Below are 17,708 nucleotides of genomic sequence, written 5' to 3'. Positions count from 1 at the left end.
CCAGGTTGTGACGACGGCTCGATTCGTTTCAGAGTTAGCGAAGCTTACATCACTTCTGGTCAAAGCAGGAGGTGAATGCGTGGATCGAGCGCTATCAAACTTACTTCCGTGATTACACAGACCATCATGGAGAAGATAAATGTTACTCTCTGAAAAACATGGGTTATGTGATTTGACATCTCATATCGGAAGTGACTGGGACAAAGGTGGGACGCATATGAAATGACGAGGTTAACTACGCTTGCCATCTTTTTGCATGTCAGGACGTGTGAGCGAGGCTACTTGCGGTAAGTTGATGATTTAGAGGGTGGTTCTACGCACTCTTAATCAATTGGTCGGCGGTTCGAACCCGCCACGACCCACCAACAATTTTTAAATCAATGAGTTAATCATAATCCCTCTTTCCCAGGCACTATTTCCCTCATTTGCCGTATAATGCCATTTTTATAAAATGGATAGTAATATACCTGACAATTCGGCACGCCGGTTTTGACGCAAGGATAATTTAAAATTATTCCTTTGTGAGAGTCAGCGGTTGTTTGATTTATAAGCGGATGTTGTTGGCTATTGACTGGCTAAAAAGAGGTTTGTACGTGTCCTGGAAAAATATCAGAATCAAATTAATCAATGTTTTGCTGTCGTGTTATAGCCAGTGTGCAGGAAATCTGAGAAATATAACGTCATTTGATAAAGAGCATGACTTTGAGCGGGTAGTGATATTTTCTACAAAACGGCTGGGTGATTTTATGTTCAGTACGCCGGCCATAAGGGCGGTAAGACGACGTTATCCTGCAGCAAGGATTATTCTTGTTACCAGCCAGCAAAATTCACAGCTGGTTGAGCCCGGTGACAATTTTGATCGCGTTCTTCCTATGGATAATCACTACAGTGACATGAAAAAACTTGTCTCTGTTCTGAGAAGAGAAAAGCCTCAACTAGCCATTATTCTTCATAGCCGCGCCCCTTATGATATTATCGCTTCCATCATGTCGGGCTGTGAATTTATATTTAAAGATTATTACCGTAATGAACCTGCAGGTATGGAGAAGTGGTTGTCTGGTATTACCCGGGGGCAATCGAAGCATATTATTCAGAGAAAACTTGATTTAGTCAGTTTGCTGGGCAGCAAACCTGATAATACGGAGATGTTTATACCTGCACGGATTCCTGCATTCGATAAAAAACCTGGCAAGATCCTTATCGGGCTGCAAATGGGGGCATCTAAAATGACGCACCGATGGCCGGTAGAACATTTTGCAGGTCTGGCCAAGCTGTTAATTGAAACGTCACCGCTTTTTCATCTGATCCTGATTGGTTCACCCGCCGAAACTGAGATCGCAGAGCGTTTTATTGCCAGGATGGAAGAGGCGCACGGAGCACAATTTACTGATATTACGGGAAAAACAACTATGCCGGAGTTGTTGTCAGTGATCGATGCGATGGATCTTTTAGTGACTAATGATACAGGACCGCTTCATTTAGCGATTGCAGCTAAAACGAAGACCATCAGTCTGTTCGTGCTTAATTCACCCGACGAAAACGGGCCTTATCAAAACCCGGAATTGCACAAGGTTATTTACAGGCCACCTGTCGAAAATGACCCATCCCACCAGCTGAAACATCCGATGGACAGAATCACCGTTGAGGAAGTCTACAATGCAGTTGTTGAAAAATGCCTGAGTGAGGGCTGATGATGTTCTTCCCTGCGACATGAAAAGTCGCAGGGAAGAAAAATCAGTACATAATCGTCGTATTAGGGCTATCGCCATTTTTGAGTTGTTTTTGTACGCGCATGCACAGGCTGAAGATCAATAAATGAACATGCGTGATAAATGTGCTTTCTTCGGTGAACTGGTCACTGCGTAAGACGACCGTCTCCGAACGATTCTGTTTGGCAACCAGTAACTCAATCCCTTTTTCGCGGAATTCTTCTTCGTAGGCTTTTACGATCCCGGCGGGGGCGATAAGTGTGTAACTGTACATAGGTATTCCTGAAACTGAGTTGAACGTCTGATCGGAAAAATCTTAACAAGAATATCAAATACCAGTAGCTGGCTATTAGCAATTCGGGTGATGTTTTTTTGTACTAATGTCACAGATTGAGATGACTTTTGAAGGTTGCGGACATTCCGTAACCTGCACCTGCCGGTTTTTGTTGCCCGCCACGCGCACACTGCTATCATTCGTTCATAAACTCAGGGAGATAATGATGAAAAAAACACTGGTGGCCTTGGCGGCTTTATTCTTAGCCGGGTGCGCAGCCAATCCTTATGAACCGACGCTGCAGGTTAAGTCATCTTTCGCTAACGCCAGCGCGACCCCGCCGGCAGGGCAGACCCATATCCGTTTACACCGTTTAGAACAGTGGTCAGTTGTGCCGTTTGAGAAAACGTGTCCGCTGATGGTGTTTTTAGACGGACAGACCGTGGCTTCCCTGCATTTTAATCAGTACGTGGATTTGAATGTGCCGAACGGGATACGCACCATTGATGTTCGCATTGCCTGTGCACTGACTAAAACATCGGGTTCGATTACCGTAGATGCGAACGGTAAAAGCATCAGCCTGGAAACGGATCGTAGTTTCTTCGGAACCTATAACATCCGGCCGGCAGGCAGCAGCAATAAATAACACAATAAATAACCCGCCGAGTGCGGGTTTTTTTTAGGTGCACAGACTATACATTGGCATCAGAGATAAGACGTTGGCCATCCGGAGATCGGGCTATGTTGCCGCGATCCCGGAAATAAAAGCCCTGCGCCGAGTCACATTGCAGTTCTTCCCGCCACATCAGCATGACGCTGATTCATTGATCATTCTCTTTTTGTCCGTTTTGCGGGGGTTGCTGTCAGTTAGTCAGGCGCAGGCATTTATCGTTTGCGTACTATGGCTTTAACGGAACATAACCGCAGCCTCAATGATAAATGGAGAATCGTATGTTAAACGACCCATCGCAAAAGTATCGTCCCTTCCCGCCGGTGAATTTACCTGACCGCCGGTGGCCGGGAAATATCCTCGATAAAGCCCCGCAATGGTGTTCAAGTGATCTGCGTGACGGTAATCAGGCACTGGCAGAACCTATGGATAATGCCCGTAAGCGTCAGTTTTTTGATTTGCTGGTGAAGTGTGGTTTTAAGCAGATTGAGGTGGCGTTTCCCTCGGCTTCACAAACCGATTTCGATTTTGTCCGGGGCCTGATTGAAGAAGGGCTCATTCCGGATGACGTGGTGATTCAGGTTCTGACACCTTCGCGCCCGGATCTGATTGCCCGCACTTTTGAGGCGCTTAAAGATGTACCGCGCGCCATCGTGCATTTATATAACGCGACTGCACCGGTATTTCGTGAAGTGGTATTTAATCAGGATCAGGCCGCAACACGCGAGCTGGCGGTTCGCGGCGCTCAGCAGATCCGTCAACTGTGCGGGCAATATTCGCAGACAGAATGGACATTTGAATATTCGCCGGAAACCTTCTGTTTCACCGAACTGGAGTTTGCACTGGAAGTGTGTGAAGCCGTGGCGGGTGTCTGGGAGCCGGGCGCTAAAAGGCCGATGATCATTAATTTACCGGCAACCGTGGAGGTTAGTACTCCGAATATTTACGCCGACCAGATTGAATGGTTCTGCCGCCATTTCAGCCGCCGGGAACAGGTTTCAATCAGTGTTCATCCGCACAATGATCGCGGAACCGGGGTAGCTTGTGCAGAGCTGGCGATGCTGGCCGGTGCCGACCGCGTGGAAGGATGCCTTTTCGGTAACGGTGAACGCACCGGCAACGTGGATATCGTGACGCTGGCACTGAATCTTTACACTCAGGGCGTCGCGCCGCAGCTGGATTTCAGCAATTTGCAGGCGATTGTCGAGGCAGTGGAAGAATGCAACCAGTTGCCTGTCCATCCGCGACATCCGTATGCCGGTGAACTGGTATTTACGGCATTTTCGGGTTCGCATCAGGATGCCATCAAAAAAGGGTTTGCTGCACAGAAAGTGACGGAGAGCCCTGTCTGGCGCGTGCCGTACCTGCCCTTAGATCCGGCGGATGTCGGTTGCAGCTATGAAGCGGTGATCCGCGTTAACAGCCAGTCCGGGAAAAGCGGAGCGGCCTGGTTGCTGGAGCAGAATCACGGGCTGAAATTACCGCGTGGTTTGCAAATTGATTTCAGCAAAGCGGTGCAACGTGAAACCGATACGCATGGCAAGGAAATGAGCACCAGCGATATCTGGCGGCTGTTCCGTCAGCGTTACGGATTAACCGATCAACCGGTGGTAAAATTGCTGAGTTACGACATTCGCAGCGATGAGCAAAATGTCTGCCATTTCAGTGCACGGATCCGTTATCGCAATGAAGAACAGCATATCGCCGGTAGCGGTAACGGTTTGCTGTCCGGTGCAGCCGATGCGCTGCGTCGCAGTTACGACGTGCAACTGGAAATCGGTGATTATCACGAACATACGCTGGGGCATCAAAGTCACAGTCGTGCTGTGGCGTATCTGAGTTGTCGCGGGCGGTTGGGGGAAAATTATTATGGCGTAGGCATCGACAGCGATGTGTCCAGCGCCTCATTGCAGGCGCTGTTCAATGCAGCCAGTGCTGTTATGGCTGATTAAAATATTCGCTGGGTGAGACGCCGAGTGACCGGCGAAACATCGCACTGAAGGCACTCGGGCTGTCGTAGCCGAGTGCCAGCGCCACATCAATAACGGAAATCCCCGCAGCAAGCTGATTCAGCGCTTCGAGCAATTTTGCCTGACGAACCCAGTCACTGAAACGTAATCCGGTTTCGCGCTGGAAACGGCGCGAAAGTGTGCGGCTGCTGATATCCAGACGCTGCGCGACATCTTCCAGCTCCCAGGATGAACACAGATCTGCACGGATCTGTTGGCAAAGTTCGGTCAGCTCCGGCTCTTTTGGTTCCGGCAGGTAAAGGGGCAGCGTCGGCAACAGACGCAGTTCATCGAGTAATAATTCCATGATGCGTTCATCGCGCCCGCCGGACAAATAATCGGCCGGAATGGTCAGCGATGATAAAATCAATTCACGCAGCAGCGGAGAAATCTGTACTACCTGGCATTGCGCAGGTAAATCAGCACGGGCCAGGGGATCGACAAACAGTGTGCGGGCCTTGACACCACCGATAAAACGCAGGCTATGTTCAACATAGGCAGGCAGCCAGACTCCCCGCCCGGGCGGCACCATCCAGGTGCCGAGTGACGTATGCACTTCTACAATGCCGGATAGCGTATGAATCAGCTGTGAGCAGTTGTGACTGTGGGCGGGTTCGCTGTCGCCATGTTGATAATCAATGGCCAGAGGCGCAATCGCCTGATGCGGAGCAAGGAAGTTGTGATGCATTGATCAATGATGTTTCTGTTTTTTGGCATCTTCTACGGCTTGCCTGGCTTCTTCTGCCGCTTTTTCAATTTCTTCTTCAGTCAGTTGTTCCGAAACTTCAAACAGTTCGCCCAGCCCGTCACTGACATGGACTTCATCGGCTTTGCTTTTGTTTTCTTTATTATTTTCATCGCTCATGCGTATGTCCTCATTGAATGAATCAGGGCTTGATTATAGCAGACATTACGGGGGATAACCGGAAGGAGAAGGCAGAGCCTGCCAGGCGACAGACTCTGAAAAAGCATTACTGGCGGTAAGCGAATTTAATTTGCTGCAGGGAATTTTTGAACACTTCAGCCTGCTGTTCGTCTTCCATCTGCGCGACAAAACGTTCCATATTCAGCATCACTTTACCGGCGTCAGCCTGGCCAATCGCTTTCAGGATCAGGGTCAGGGTAGCTTTCAGGCAGGCAACTTCTGTAGCCAGTGTTTCAACGTTTGCTTCCGTTGTAAAATCGCAATTACTCATTATTTTTATCTCCTCAGGCATGCTGTCAGGCAGCGTACTGAATTCTGAACCGGTGAAAAGTGGCCGCATTTTAGCATAGATGGCATGTTTTAGGGCAGCGTCAGAAAGGATGCTTAAAATGCGCGGCGATGTGCCCGCATATAGACTTTTCTGACAGTGAGTAAAGAATACTAAACATAATGAGTGGTTGAGAGTCTTTCATGTTTATGTGCAGAGTTATTCATATAAGCCATCGGCAATTCGTGCGATCACAAATAATAATTGGATATATCATAGATATATGAAGGGACGGTGCTGACGCTTAAATAGTCAGGCCGGTGTAAAGAGAGTTTCAGGTAAGAGAAAAGACCGGCGGTTATTTTCTTACAGTCTAAAGAAGAACGCAAATTTCCCTGGTTCACCGTTGATTAGAAAGGTATTTTTTATAATTTATTAAGGCCGGTGATTGTACTTCTCATTTACATTCAGCAAACTAGTTTTTTGCAGACATTTCTTGGTCAGGAACGCCTGATAGAGTAAAATACGCAGGCTATAATAAATCACAGTATCTTTCTGTTTTAAAAATACTACCGATGAGCGGTAGTGGGGCGAGTTTGTTGATATTGGCCTCTTATTTGTCACCTTCTCTTCATTTATAAGCTGTCTGAGAGCAAATTTAATGTTCGCTACGTAGGTTTACGTAAGACAAGTGTGAAGTCCCTGACGGTGTGTTGCCCTTATTTTTTGGAGAATTCTCTTTGATTAGCGTTCTTCTTGTTGATGACCACGAACTGGTGCGCGCAGGGATCCGACGCATTCTGGAAGATATCAAAGGCATCAAAGTTGTTGGTGAGGCGCAATGCGGTGAAGATGCCGTCAAATGGTGTCGGACCAATGACGTTGATATCGTCCTGATGGATATGAATATGCCAGGTATTGGCGGGCTTGAGGCGACCAAAAAAATCGTCCGCTTTTCCCCCGGTATCAAGATCATCATTTTAACGATTTATACTGAAAATCCGCTGCCAGCCAAAGTAATGCAGGCGGGGGCTTCCGGTTACCTGAGCAAAGGGGCGGCTCCGCAGGAAGTGGTCAATGCCATTCGTCTGGTTGACTCGGGTCAGCGTTATATTGCCTCCGACATTGCTCAGCAAATGGCATTAAGCCAGATTGAACCGCAGTCCGAAACGCCTTTTGATTCCTTATCCGAGCGTGAACTGCAGATCATGCTGATGATCACTAAAGGGCAAAAGGTCAATGAAATTTCTGAACAACTTAGCTTGAGCCCGAAGACCGTTAACAGTTATCGTTATCGGATGTTTAGTAAATTAAATATCAGCGGTGATGTTGAGTTAACACATCTGGCAATACGACACGGTTTATTCAACACGGAGACTTAATCAGGCAGTGAGTGATGAGCGTTTCGACCCAAAAGCCTTTCTGAAAACGGTTACCAGCCAGCCGGGCGTCTACAGAATGTATGACGCCAGCGGCACCGTAATCTACGTAGGTAAAGCCAAAGACCTCAAAAAACGTCTTTCGAGTTATTTTCGCGTCCAGGTTTCCAGCCGTAAAACCGAAACTCTGGTCAAAAACATCGCGCAAATTGATGTCACCGTGACCCACACGGAAACCGAAGCGCTGCTTCTTGAACATAATTACATCAAACTTTATCAGCCACGTTATAACGTATTGTTGCGCGATGATAAGTCATATCCGCTGATCTTCCTCAGCGCGGATAACCATCCAAGACTGTCAGTACATCGCGGCGCTAAGCACGCCAAAGGCGAGTATTTCGGGCCTTTTCCGAATTCCTATGCCGTACGTGAGACACTGGCGCTGCTGCAAAAACTTTTCCCGATACGCCAGTGTGAAAACAGCGTTTACAGCAACCGTTCACGTCCTTGTTTGCAATATCAGATTGGCCGCTGTCTGGGGCCGTGTGTCAAAGGGCTGGTGAGTGAGGAGGATTATAAAGATCAGGTGGAATATGTGCGCCTTTTCCTCTCCGGTAAAGACCAGCAGGTGGTCACGCAACTCGTCAACCGCATGGAAGAGGCCAGTAAAACGCTGCGTTTTGAAGATGCCGGACGGATACGCGATCAAATCCAGGCTGTACGCCGTGTGACAGAACGACAGTTCGTGTCGGGTAACAGCGAAGATCTGGATGTGATTGGCGTGGCCTTCGACTCAGGCATGGCTTGCCTGCACGTTCTGTTTATCCGTCAGGGCAAAGTATTAGGCAGCCGTAGTTATTTTCCAAAAGTACCGGGCGGCACCGATCTGGGCGAAGTGGTGCAAACTTTCGTCGGACAATTTTATTTGCAGGGCAGTCAGCAACGGACACTGCCCGGTGAAATTCTGCTGGATTTCAGTCTGGCGGAAAAAGATCTCCTGGCCGATTCGCTCAGCGAACTGGCCGGGCGCAAAGTACAAATCCAGAGTAAACCACGGGGTGACCGTGCCCGTTATCTGAAACTGGCGCGCACCAATGCCTCTGCCGCGCTGACGACCAAACTGGCGCAGCAGTCGACAATCCATCAGCGGATGTCAGAACTCGCAAAAACACTCCATCTTGCGGAAATTAACCGCATGGAATGCTTCGACATCAGCCATACTATGGGCGAGCAGACGGTCGCGTCCTGCGTGGTTTTTGACAGCAATGGTCCGGTACGTTCTGAATACCGGCGCTATAACATTACCGGTATTACGCCCGGCGATGACTACGCGGCGATGGCGCAGGTACTGCAACGTCGCTATGGCAAAGCGCTCGATGATAATAAAATTCCTGACGTCATTTTTATTGATGGTGGTAAAGGGCAACTCGGCATGGCGCTGGATGTGTTTCATTCGCTGAATGTAGAGTGGGACAAATCTAAACCTTTACTGATTGGTATTGCGAAAGGTGCGGATCGTAAAGCCGGGCTCGAAACTCTGTTCTTTGTGCCAGAAGGTGAAGGGATCGCGTTACCTGCGGATTCACCGGCGTTACATCTCATCCAGCATATTCGTGATGATTCGCATAACCATGCCATTACCGGCCACCGGCAGAGACGTGCAAAAGTCCGTACGACCAGCGCACTGGAAGAAATTGAAGGCGTCGGACCGAAACGGCGTCAGGTTTTACTGAAGTACATGGGAGGCATTCAGCCATTACTGAATGCCAGCGTAGAGGAAATTGCGCAGGTACCGGGTATTTCAATCGCATTGGCAGAAAAGATTCATAATGCGTTGAAACACTAAGGGCAATGTAGCAACATACTCATAATATCCACACCGGACAAACAGTTACCTTCGCTATGCAATTTAATATACCTACGTGCCTTACCCTGTTCCGCGTTGTACTGATACCGTTCTTCGTGCTGGCCTTTTACCTGCCTTATCCGTGGGCATCAATGGCCTGTGCGCTGATTTTCGTTTTTGCTGCCGTGACAGACTGGTTTGACGGCTATCTGGCTCGCCGCTGGAAGCAGACGACGCGTTTCGGTGCATTCCTTGATCCGGTCGCCGATAAAGTGATGGTGGCGATTGCGCTGGTGCTGGTGGCTGAGTATTTTCATTCCTGGTGGATTACTCTCCCGGCCGCCACCATGATTGCCCGTGAAATCATTATTTCCGCGCTACGTGAGTGGATGGCTGAGATTGGCAAACGCAGCAGTGTGGCGGTTTCCTGGATCGGTAAAGTGAAAACCACAGCGCAAATGCTGTCGCTGGTCGCGCTGTTATGGCGTCCTGATGCCATCGTGGTATGGGTGGGTGTCGTTGCACTTTATATTGCGGCAGTGCTGACTTTCTGGTCAATGTTCCAATATCTGAACGCTGCGCGCCATGATTTGCTGGAACCCTGATCAAACTGCCGCAAAAAACGTCAAACGATCGCATGAAGCAGATAATTTTATTGACTCAATCTGTCAGGTCAGTAGAATGCAACGCATCGGAAGGCAGCCAGTCTTGTGCCAAAAGATTAGTTAAAAAAATCAGTATGTTCTGATTAAAGCGGGAATAGCTCAGTTGGTAGAGCACGACCTTGCCAAGGTCGGGGTCGCGAGTTCGAGTCTCGTTTCCCGCTCCAAATTTTCTTAAACTGATTGTTGAATTGGTTTAAGTGCAAGACAAGTAGTAAGATTTAAGGCGCGTTAACAAAGCGGTTATGTAGCGGATTGCAAATCCGCCTAGTCCGGTTCGACTCCGGAACGCGCCTCCAATTTTCCCGGAGCCCGGGTGGTGGAATCGGTAGACACAAGGGATTTAAAATCCCTCGGCTTATGGCTGTACGAGTTCAAGTCTCGTCCCGGGTACCATGGAAAATTAACCGAATAATCAAAAGCAATACAAGTAGTAATGTCGTTTATAGCCACCCTCGGGTGGTTTTTTTATGCCTGAAATTCATGCCTTGCTGATGCAATAAAAAAGGCCACCTGTACAGGGGCCTTAAGTGTTTCTTCGATACATCCTTCACGCACACGGCCTCAGACAGAATGAAATATTCTGAACACGGTGTCGGATGTTAAATTAAAAGGGATGAAGAAAACAGAGATTAAAACAGCCCCGAGGGGCGTTTTTAGGGTCAGAATTCACCCGATGAATCAGTGTTGCTCAATGCCCTGATTGATAGCGGCAAATGGTAGTTAGGCTGGCTGGTGAAAAACGCCTGCAGAGCAACGCGTTTCTTCCTGTCGATTGAGATCTCTTCCATGGTTTTGCGGAAGATACTGTACCGGCCACAAGAAGTGCAGGTCACAGTAACTATTTTCGCCGACATATTAACCGACGTCTTATTCGTGCTTTGACACAACGGACACTCGTCTTGAGCGCTTAAAACTGTGGAACTCATAAAACCTCCGGTTTTACTTAGAGCGGGCAATAGTCTAGCACAAAAAGGCGTCAGTTACTTAACGATAATTTAATTATCAGTGGATTTCAGCGCCAACTCAGTGTAGAGAGCGCACAAGCCGCTGATGAGAAGAGGAAAGTTTTCTGCCACTTTTCTCCGCTTTTCTCCTCATCATCTTGCATTACACTTAAGGTATTCGTTCCGATTATGGATTTTTGCCAAGTATGATTTCTGCTCTGTACCAGCGTATTGATTGTTCAATATACAGACACATTTATATTGTCGGCGATTTGCATGGTTGCCTGAGTCTGCTTGAGGAGAAACTGGCGAAAGTGGCTTTCGATCCCCACCGTGATCTGCTGTTATCGGTGGGCGATCTGGCCGATCGTGGGCCTGACAGTATCGGCTGTTTGAAACTGCTTAATGAAAGCTGGTTCGCCTGTGTACGTGGAAACCACGAGCAGATGGCGATTGATGCCATACACGAAGAGAATATCTCGCGCTGGTTACGTAATGGCGGAGACTGGTTTTATGCACTTGATCAGGAGCAACAGGAACAGGCAAAAGCGCTGATTTTACAGGCTGACAAGCTGCCACATATCCTCGAACTCACCACCCGTGCGGGCAGGCACATCGTAGTGGCTCATGCTGATTATCCTTCCGGCGAATATGTTTTCGGTAAACCTATGGATGGTTATGAAGTTATCTGGAATCGTGACCGTGTGAATTATGCGTTGGCCGGTCGTTTTCAGTCGATTACGGGCGCTGATGAATTTTATTTTGGACATACGCCGGTCGAGTCTGCCATGCAATTTGCCAATCAGTTTTATATTGATACGGGTGCTGTGTTTGGCGGTTATCTGACACTTCGTCAGTTGCAGTAATGTCAGTGTTAGCGGGGTTTGCGGTGGCTGGCGGGCAGCGGTATAGTGGGCGGCTGCGAACCGGGAAGGCGTGAGATAGCATCATGGAAAATAAGCGTGAAGACAGGATCCAGCGTCTTTTGCTGGCATTAAAAAAGACCGACAAAATTCACCTTAAAGAAGCGTCCTTACTGCTTGATGTTTCGGAAATGACGGTCCGTCGGGACCTCAGCGCGGCCCCTGCGCCGGTAATTTTGCTTGGCGGTTATATTGTTATTGATCCGAAAAATAATCCGGCGACGCATTACTTTATCAGTGAACAGAAAACACGCCATATTGCTGAGAAACAACGCCTTGCTGCCCGCGCGGCCAGCCTGATCCAGGATAATGACACGGTATTTTTTGACTGCGGTACAACAATGCCTTATGTCATTGAAAATATTGCCGATGACCGGGTGTTTACCGCCATTTGCTATTCGCTGAATACCTTTCTTGCGCTACAGGAAAAACCTCACTGCGAAGTTATCCTGTGCGGTGGGGCGTTTAAATCCAGTAACAGCATTTTTACGCCTCTCGGACGCAGCAGTGAGCTCGACTTTATCCGCCCGGCGAAAGCTTTTATTTCCGCTGCGGGCGTCACGATCGGGCACGGTGTGACGTGTTTTAATTTTGATGAGTTACTGATGAAACATCAGGCCATAGAACGCTCAGCGCAGAGTATTCTCGTTGCTGACAGCAGCAAGTTTGATCAGGTCAGGCCCGCCGCTATCGCACCCCTCGCACGATTTAATGTGGTGGTCAGCGATGCTGAACCACCACAGGCTTATCTCGATTTTTGTGTGCAGTCCGATATTGCATTGCTGGTTTAACGCTTTCAGCGGATTGCCGGGATTTTTTCGACTGACTGATAGAGAACCACTTCCCAGATGCCATTGTTGGAACCGTCGCTGAGATAGTGTTCAAAGCACGCTTTTCCGTCCGGACGATAGGTCGTACTGGTCAGCAGTTGGCTATAGAATTCCCGCCAGACCTTTTCAAAATTGCCGTCTGTTATTGTGGTGTGATACGCCGCATACGTGCCTCCCGGCAATGTTTGCAACGCCAGTCCCTGTGCATCATCCAGAATAAAATTATCGGCTACACATACTGACGGATCAGCACGCAAAGCTTCTGGCGGCGTGATGTCAGGATTATCATGAAACCACGTCAGCCATTCATTTTGCGTCTGATGGTGCCGCGCAGCCCATTTCATCAGTTGCTGAAAACCACTGTGGATTGACTCCTGATAGGGGCCAACCACCCGGTAGCTGACCAGCTTTTTGGCCGGTCTCTCTACAATTAATAATGCCATGATGATCTCCTTTTATCTGACATGCCTTGAGCGGATTCCATGGTGAGTAGAATGTAAGTGCAAAACTATAACAGTTTGACGATTAACAGCAGTTAACTGCTCTACGCGCTATAACAGTTGTCGTGATAAAATAATACAATCAGATTGCATTATAGTCGTGACGCAATGAGGTATGAGATGGACGTAATCAAAAACGTATTAAACAGTGAAATTGATCGCATCAACCGCCTGGAAGGGCGCGATGGTAAGGCGCGGATCAATGCTGAGTTTTTTGTAAATCACCCATGGTTATGCCTGGCGATGCTGGTTGGGTATATCGCCGTAGGCATCGTCATGTACGTTTCACCTTATATGGGGCTCGGATGGTTTATCGGATTTACGGCTTTCCTGATCTTTATGTCCGCGATGTTATTGCTGGAAATTAAACCGGTTTATCGCTATGAAGATATCGGGGTGCTCGATTTACGCGTTTGCTATAACGGCGAATGGTATTTCAGCCGTGAGCTTCCCGCTGATGCCGTGAAGCAAATTCTCAGCGCTGCTGAGGTCAGTGAACACATTAAAAACCGGATAGAATCGATTGTCCGCCACAAAGGTTTTGTGGATTTCTATGATGTCTATGATCTGGCCCGGCTGGAGCGCCAGTTGCCAGACGGCACCGGAACCGCACAGTTAGCTCACTCATAACACCGCTAAACATGGCAACAGGCCATGACGTTACCCTGCATGCTCTGATAAAATAGCGGCTGGACATCATTTTCGTGAATGTATATCACTGTGCGAAAAAAGATGTTGAGCCGTTACAGGAGCGACCAGTGGAACGAATCAAACTTACCATTCATCATCTGCACAAAATCATTTCGGGCGAAAAACAGGATGCGCAAGCTACCGCACGCATTTATGCTGGCGATGAACTGTTAGTTACCGAAACGATGACCGGGCAGGCTGCGCATTTTGATCGTTTCATCAAAGCCGAACACGATAACGGCAAACCTTTGAGAGTGGAGTGGGACAGCGACGGCAGTGCACAAATGTCCGTGGCCCGTGCCGAAGTGTGTCCTTGCTGTGGCGGCGACGCCTTACACGATTGATTTAATCCGGCAATGGCCGCAAGCAGAGTAAAAGCCAGGCAGAGGTGAATGATGAAATTTATCAGCAACGAATTTGAATACCGTCAGTGGATAATGGATGAAATATTCCAGGCGAGCGCGGTAGGCGAAACCTCTGAGTTTGCCGATCAGGAAGTGGATGATTTTATCTTTGACGCCCGCCCGGTGGCTTATCCGTGCGTGGCTGTGATGATCCAGACACCCGGCGAGCCAGGGGTGTGTGAACCACGTTTTTTCTACAAAGAGCAAATCTTTGAGTGGGCACATAAAATGGGATTTGGCTTCGACAGCTAACGCCCTGATGCTTTAACGCAGATTCAGCCCTAAGTCAGACTCAGGGCTGGTTGTCAGCCGCTGACGCAGTGATTATCAGACATTTTTCCGGTCAATCTTCTCTTCGCCCCAGAACAAATGGTCTTCCTTGGTTTTGGCGAATGCGATAGGCAATACTTCATCGTTGCCTTCTTCCCAGATTTTCTGTGCCAGCGTCTCGTCGTTATTCGCCAGTTCGAAAATGGCCTCAGCGATTTCGTGAGAGGTTTCACGGGTATTTGCCCACGCTTTGATGTTTGACGTCGTCATCCGGTTCTCCTCATATTTATTTCGAAAAAGTGTCTCCGTGACACCGTTGCATTCACTATAACTATGGTTTCCTGATGCACTTTATGCAAATCCTGCGGCCTCAGGGCACAAAAAAACCGACGCCGGGCATGGCCTGTCGTTTATACTGGATACGATTTTGAACATTTAAGGTGATGAGAATGAGCGACGATATTTTTGATTTTGACATTGATGCTGCACTGGAAACTGCCGAAGTTAAAGCAGCTGAAAAAGCAGCGGAAGTGCCTGAAGCCGTTCAGGACGAAAGTGACTGCGAAGGCTGCAAAATCTGATTTTGCCCGGCTGATTTCGCACAACAAAGCAGCAAACAGAAAACCGCCACGGCGGTTTTTTTGTATCTGTCATTCAGGGTTACTTCGCCCTTATGCGCTGAATTTCCTTTGCCGCCATAGCGTTGCAACGGGTTGCCCGCAATGGCGTACTGATGCAATTGTAAGGGTTCCGTTAAGGGTTTTTTTTTGGGATAAATTCCTATAGAACAGGAAGATAGCCGGGAGTACTTTGTCACCACCTGATAAGCAGGTTGTGAGGTTCACAATGAAAAAACTAATTTTAGTTCTCGCCGTTTTGCTAACTTTGCCAGCTGTCGCACAGGCGAACGTCGAGCTTGGCGTTAATATGCCAGGGTTGTCACTGCATATCGGTGACCGTGACGACCGCGGATACTATTGGGATGGGGGCGACTGGCGTCCACCGGGCTGGTGGGAGCATCATTATCGTGATGAAGGCCGCGGTCATTGGGTTTATTACGAACCGGCACCACCGCCACGCTACTGGCATCATGAATACTGGCATGAAGGCCCGCCACCCGGCTATTGGCGCGATGGTCCTCCTGGTCACTGGCGTGATGGCCCTCCGGGACACTGGCGCGAAGGTCCGCCTCCGGGGCGTTGGTAACACAAGTTTGATGAGTTGAATGACAGGCGTTAAAAAGATTTTGGGAACAGGGTTGGCAGTGGCGATGCAAAAGTATCCCCAATGTCAGTTCTGTTCCCTTCACATCCCACCCCATCCCATCCCATCCTAAGCTAGCCTGACCCTTATCCCCGCGATTAATAATCTTCTCCTAACTAATTGGTTTATCAATGAAAGTAACGTGATTCATTTGTTTGAATTATATAAAGATGTGTTTTTTTGCTATTAAGTGCGGATGAGTTCGGTAAAAGCCTTTTAAGAGCAATTGCAGCTTGCTAATGATCATTTGTATGTTAATTTCCTGTTATGAGATCGGCAATGGATGGCTCGACTACGGCACATATCTGATGAAACAGGCCGTCACACAGGGGAAAACCCTGTCAGATATGTAATATGTCATTTAGCGAGATTATCCCTATGCAACTGATTAAAAACGATTTTGAATACCGTACCTGGATGCTGGATGCCTATTTCTATCAGGATAAAATAGAAGGCGATAAGTTGCTGACTGATGAGGAAATGGATGATTTTCTTTTTGAATATCGTCCGCAGGAATACCCGTGTCTGGGCAGCGTGACACCCTCAAAGGAATGTTCGCTGGAGCTGGACATCACTTTCTTTTATCGGGGGCACATTTCAGAGTGGGCAAAATCAATGGGACTGATAAGCACCAAATAATTCCCTCTTACTTTATCCGTCTTACAAAAAGCGCCTGAGGGCGCTTTTTGTCGTCTGGCATCAGGAAGCCTGATTCTGCGGCGGCACGTCGGTTGAGTTCTTTTTAACCGGCTGCTGTGGTTTGCCTGAGAACAGGAACCGCAGGATAGGGATGCGCTTATGGATCTCATACAGCAAAAAGGCGATACCGAATACAAATACCAGCCCCAGCCAGAACCCCAACCAGTCGCTATGGATTTTCGGTGTAATGAACGCCCCGTAAATCAGCGTTAAAGGATGGTGGATAAGATAGATAAATAAGGATGAATTGACCAGGTAGGTGATCCACGGTGCCTGGAAATTGAGTAAATAGTGGCTGAAGGAAAACACCACATTGACCATCAGGAACCCGAGCAGGGTTGTGATGATGGCATCGATTTCCATCGAGTACAGCTGGGGTGTATTGACATGTTGATTGAACATGTAAGCCGCGAACAGGAAAATGCTGACTACACCGGCGGTAGCCGACGGTTTCAGAAACAGTTCTTTCAGCCAGGAGAATTTATAAGCAAGCGCACCCAGGATGAAAAATGGCAGATAAAACAGTGTCTGCATGACAATGAAATTAAATGCACCGTTGGAAAGTAAATGCGGCGCAAAAAGATACAGGCTTCGGTTAAATGCTGCGTAAATTAAACCGATAAATAAAAAGATAATTGAGAGTTTTCCTAAGCTGTTTGTACGGCTTTTTATTATTTGAATACGACTAGTCTTAATTTCTTTAATGAATTTGAAGAGGTAAAAACAAATGCTGGTGAGAATGACCAGGGTTAGCAGGAACCATAAATGCGAAACCAGTTCCCAGACGGTAATGTTAATTTTCTGATAAAAATCCAGATTATCCCAATCAGAAAATTTGCTGGTGAATTTCATCAGAAAATAGAGTTGGGGGATAGTGATCAGCGGGAAGGCTGCCGCCAGTGGAATGGCAACACGCTCCAGGCGCACCTTCAGCCATTGCTGTGGATCATAACGCTCATACAGCATATAAGAAAAATAGCCGGAGATAACAAAGAATACCTGCATACGAAAGGCGTGAATAACATCATTGAATATTGTCAGGCCGTGAGAAGGTATTGCACTGTTTACCGCCCAGATATGACTGGAGTAAATCAATGATATATGAAAAGGAATACCCAGCAGCATCAAATATGCGCGGATGGAGTCTAAGAAAAACTCACGTTGTGGTTTTGGCTGTGTCATTACGTATCCATTGTAAGTAGCTCATCCTAATTTTAGAGCGTAATTTGTCTTTAAGGCTAATTTCGCACGTAAGCAAAAATGACCATCGTTGACATTAGTTTAGTTTCTAACCTTAAAACATGCTTTGTTATAGGACAAGTTTCCATAGCCGGAGTTTCAACGAATTGATATCCTTGTACCCTGTTGCGCTTAAACGGTTCATCAATGGATGAACCATCGACTGCTCAAGTTGTCGGAAACCTGACACTTCCCTTAAAA

At 47.9% G+C, this 17,708-nt stretch carries 21 protein-coding genes and 3 tRNA genes; 17 read left to right on the top strand and 7 right to left on the bottom strand.

The features are described from left to right. Nucleotides 1-560: 560 nt before the first annotated feature. Complete coding sequence (locus tag ACOZIO_RS21675) at nt 561-1,691, top strand: glycosyltransferase family 9 protein (RefSeq protein ID WP_240783428.1); 1,131 nt, start codon at nt 561-563, stop codon at nt 1,689-1,691. Between the two features lie 43 nt (nt 1,692-1,734). On the opposite strand, the gene ACOZIO_RS21670 is transcribed toward ACOZIO_RS21675, so the two are convergent. After that, nucleotides 1,735-1,983 carry a hypothetical protein gene (locus tag ACOZIO_RS21670; RefSeq protein WP_129951873.1) on the bottom strand — a complete coding sequence of 83 codons (249 nt, stop codon included), beginning with the start codon at nt 1,981-1,983 and terminating at the stop codon, nt 1,735-1,737. A 223-nt stretch (nt 1,984-2,206) separates the two neighbouring features. On the opposite strand from ACOZIO_RS21670, the gene ACOZIO_RS21665 reads away from it, so the two are divergent. Then, entirely contained in the window at nt 2,207-2,629 is a 423-nt protein-coding gene (locus ACOZIO_RS21665; RefSeq protein WP_235173145.1) for a hypothetical protein, read from the top strand. A gap of 305 nt (nt 2,630-2,934) precedes the next feature. Beyond that, a complete protein-coding gene (gene leuA, locus ACOZIO_RS21660; RefSeq protein WP_421595708.1) occupies nt 2,935-4,605 on the top strand; it encodes a 2-isopropylmalate synthase in 1,671 nt (556 codons plus the stop codon). Here the strand turns inward: leuA and ACOZIO_RS21655 are convergent. From ACOZIO_RS21655 to ACOZIO_RS21645, 3 genes are all read right to left on the bottom strand, one after another. Beyond that, complete coding sequence (locus tag ACOZIO_RS21655; RefSeq protein WP_129951871.1) at nt 4,592-5,350, bottom strand: AraC family transcriptional regulator; 759 nt, start codon at nt 5,348-5,350, stop codon at nt 4,592-4,594. The genes leuA and ACOZIO_RS21655 overlap by 14 nt on opposite strands. 3 nt (nt 5,351-5,353) lie before the next feature. Continuing rightward, a complete protein-coding gene (locus tag ACOZIO_RS21650) occupies nt 5,354-5,527 on the bottom strand; it encodes a hypothetical protein (RefSeq protein ID WP_165383693.1) in 174 nt (57 codons plus the stop codon). 106 nt (nt 5,528-5,633) lie between these two features. Then, complete coding sequence (locus tag ACOZIO_RS21645; RefSeq protein WP_015697982.1) at nt 5,634-5,858, bottom strand: DUF2594 family protein; 225 nt, start codon at nt 5,856-5,858, stop codon at nt 5,634-5,636. Nucleotides 5,859-6,595: 737 nt separating this feature from the next. Between ACOZIO_RS21645 and uvrY the strand changes: the two genes are divergently transcribed. The 8 genes from uvrY to deoR all read left to right on the top strand — a co-directional run bounded on the left by uvrY (nt 6,596) and on the right by deoR (nt 12,403). Next, entirely contained in the window at nt 6,596-7,237 is a 642-nt protein-coding gene (gene uvrY / locus ACOZIO_RS21640) for a UvrY/SirA/GacA family response regulator transcription factor (RefSeq protein WP_129951870.1), read from the top strand. Between the two features lie 7 nt (nt 7,238-7,244). Next, nucleotides 7,245-9,080: an excinuclease ABC subunit UvrC gene (gene uvrC, locus ACOZIO_RS21635; RefSeq protein ID WP_129951869.1), complete on the top strand. Its 1,836-nt coding sequence runs from the start codon at nt 7,245-7,247 to the stop codon at nt 9,078-9,080. Between the two features lie 56 nt (nt 9,081-9,136). After that, entirely contained in the window at nt 9,137-9,685 is a 549-nt protein-coding gene (gene pgsA, locus ACOZIO_RS21630) for a CDP-diacylglycerol--glycerol-3-phosphate 3-phosphatidyltransferase (RefSeq protein WP_129951868.1), read from the top strand. A 148-nt stretch (nt 9,686-9,833) separates the two neighbouring features. Further along, nucleotides 9,834-9,909: transfer RNA gene (locus ACOZIO_RS21625), tRNA-Gly, on the top strand. Nucleotides 9,910-9,967: 58 nt separating this feature from the next. Further along, a tRNA-Cys gene (locus tag ACOZIO_RS21620) sits at nt 9,968-10,041 on the top strand. An 11-nt stretch (nt 10,042-10,052) separates the two neighbouring features. After that, nucleotides 10,053-10,138 (top strand) — tRNA-Leu (locus tag ACOZIO_RS21615). A gap of 757 nt (nt 10,139-10,895) precedes the next feature. Further along, entirely contained in the window at nt 10,896-11,555 is a 660-nt protein-coding gene (locus tag ACOZIO_RS21610) for a metallophosphoesterase (protein ID WP_129951867.1), read from the top strand. Between the two features lie 83 nt (nt 11,556-11,638). After that, on the top strand, nt 11,639-12,403 hold the full coding sequence (gene deoR / locus ACOZIO_RS21605) for a DNA-binding transcriptional repressor DeoR (RefSeq protein ID WP_129951866.1): 765 nt from the start codon (nt 11,639-11,641) through the stop codon (nt 12,401-12,403). A gap of 5 nt (nt 12,404-12,408) precedes the next feature. Here the strand turns inward: deoR and ACOZIO_RS21600 are convergent, their stop codons facing one another. Next, nucleotides 12,409-12,885, bottom strand: coding sequence for a GyrI-like domain-containing protein (locus ACOZIO_RS21600; protein ID WP_129951865.1), 477 nt, complete (start codon nt 12,883-12,885; stop codon nt 12,409-12,411). Between the two features lie 177 nt (nt 12,886-13,062). On the opposite strand from ACOZIO_RS21600, the gene ACOZIO_RS21595 reads away from it, so the two are divergent. The 3 genes from ACOZIO_RS21595 (at nt 13,063) to ACOZIO_RS21585 (ending at nt 14,288) form a co-directional block, all read left to right on the top strand. Further along, the gene (locus tag ACOZIO_RS21595; RefSeq protein WP_129951864.1) at nt 13,063-13,572 is read left to right on the top strand and encodes a YlaC family protein; all 510 of its coding nucleotides are present in this window, start codon (nt 13,063-13,065) and stop codon (nt 13,570-13,572) included. 128 nt (nt 13,573-13,700) lie between these two features. Further along, a complete protein-coding gene (locus ACOZIO_RS21590; protein ID WP_129951863.1) occupies nt 13,701-13,976 on the top strand; it encodes a hypothetical protein in 276 nt (91 codons plus the stop codon). Nucleotides 13,977-14,024: 48 nt separating this feature from the next. Next, entirely contained in the window at nt 14,025-14,288 is a 264-nt protein-coding gene (locus ACOZIO_RS21585; protein ID WP_015690199.1) for a hypothetical protein, read from the top strand. Between the two features lie 75 nt (nt 14,289-14,363). Here ACOZIO_RS21585 and ACOZIO_RS21580 read toward each other — a convergent pair whose 3' ends face one another. Next, complete coding sequence (locus ACOZIO_RS21580) at nt 14,364-14,576, bottom strand: YccJ family protein (protein ID WP_129951862.1); 213 nt, start codon at nt 14,574-14,576, stop codon at nt 14,364-14,366. Between the two features lie 179 nt (nt 14,577-14,755). Here ACOZIO_RS21580 and ACOZIO_RS21575 point away from each other — a divergent pair, with 179 nt between their 5' ends. From ACOZIO_RS21575 to ACOZIO_RS21565, 3 genes are all read left to right on the top strand, one after another. Continuing rightward, nucleotides 14,756-14,887, top strand: coding sequence for a hypothetical protein (locus ACOZIO_RS21575; protein WP_013576285.1), 132 nt, complete (start codon nt 14,756-14,758; stop codon nt 14,885-14,887). 265 nt (nt 14,888-15,152) lie between these two features. Continuing rightward, complete coding sequence (locus ACOZIO_RS21570; protein WP_129951861.1) at nt 15,153-15,512, top strand: DUF2502 domain-containing protein; 360 nt, start codon at nt 15,153-15,155, stop codon at nt 15,510-15,512. Nucleotides 15,513-15,947: 435 nt separating this feature from the next. Next, on the top strand, nt 15,948-16,208 hold the full coding sequence (locus ACOZIO_RS21565; protein ID WP_129951860.1) for a hypothetical protein: 261 nt from the start codon (nt 15,948-15,950) through the stop codon (nt 16,206-16,208). 60 nt (nt 16,209-16,268) lie between these two features. Here ACOZIO_RS21565 and mdoC read toward each other — a convergent pair whose 3' ends face one another. Next, nucleotides 16,269-17,450: a glucans biosynthesis protein MdoC gene (gene mdoC / locus ACOZIO_RS21560; RefSeq protein WP_129951859.1), complete on the bottom strand. Its 1,182-nt coding sequence runs from the start codon at nt 17,448-17,450 to the stop codon at nt 16,269-16,271. Nucleotides 17,451-17,708: the final 258 nt, after the last annotated feature.

It is taken from the genome of Rahnella sp. PD4 (genome assembly GCF_049199325.1).
GTDB classification, from domain to species: Bacteria; Pseudomonadota; Gammaproteobacteria; order Enterobacterales; family Enterobacteriaceae; genus Rahnella; species Rahnella perminowiae.
The sequence above is the reverse complement of the archived record's forward strand: the minus strand, read 5'-3'. Positions and strand labels throughout refer to the sequence as shown.